Origin of the sequence: Mesorhizobium sp. M0778 (assembly GCF_040320105.1) — a bacterium.
Classification (GTDB): domain Bacteria; phylum Pseudomonadota; class Alphaproteobacteria; order Rhizobiales; family Rhizobiaceae; genus Mesorhizobium.
The window spans coordinates 1-544 of record NZ_JAMYPA010000059.1 but is presented as its reverse complement, the minus strand read 5'-3'; the positions used below and the strand labels follow the sequence as shown (position 1 = coordinate 544).

Annotated in this window: 1 protein-coding gene; it reads left to right on the top strand. The window is 66.5% G+C overall.

All coding sequences use genetic code 11. From position 1 onward, the window contains the following. On the top strand, positions 1–305 hold a 305-nt coding region (locus NKI22_RS31385; protein ID WP_352959702.1), incomplete at its 5' end, for a PfkB family carbohydrate kinase. Positions 306–544: the final 239 nt, after the last annotated feature.

The following is a 544-nucleotide window of genomic DNA, read 5'->3' as shown; positions in this document are numbered from 1 at the left end:
AGGCGCTGGCGCAGATCCGCAGGGACTGCAAGATCGCCATTGTCACCCGTTCGGAAAAGGGCTCGGTCATCGTGCGCCGCGACGAGACCGTCACCATCGAGGCGACCGGGATCCGCGAGCTGGTCGACACGACAGGCGCCGGCGACCTCTACGCCGCCGGCTTCCTCTACGGCTACACGCAAGGCCGCGGCCTGAAGCAGTGCGGTGATCTCGGCTCGCTGGCCGCCGGGCTGGTCATCCAGCAGATCGGCCCAAGGCCACGCCAGAATCTGCGCCGAGAGGCCGAGCAGGCGGGGTTGCTGTAGGGGCGCGCCTCTTCCTTCTCCCCTTGCGGGAGAAGGTGGATCGGCGCGCAGCGCCGAGACGGTTGAGGGGTGTTGGACGGAGTGCTGCCGGCGCCAAGCTGGAACACCCCTCATCCGACCTCGCTTCGCGAGGCCACCTTCTCCCCCTGTGGGCCTGTTGCGTAATTCGCTGATTGTGATTCTCTGAGGTGGACGGTCTGAGGGAATCGCGATGGCAGTGAAGCAGACGGGCCAGTTGA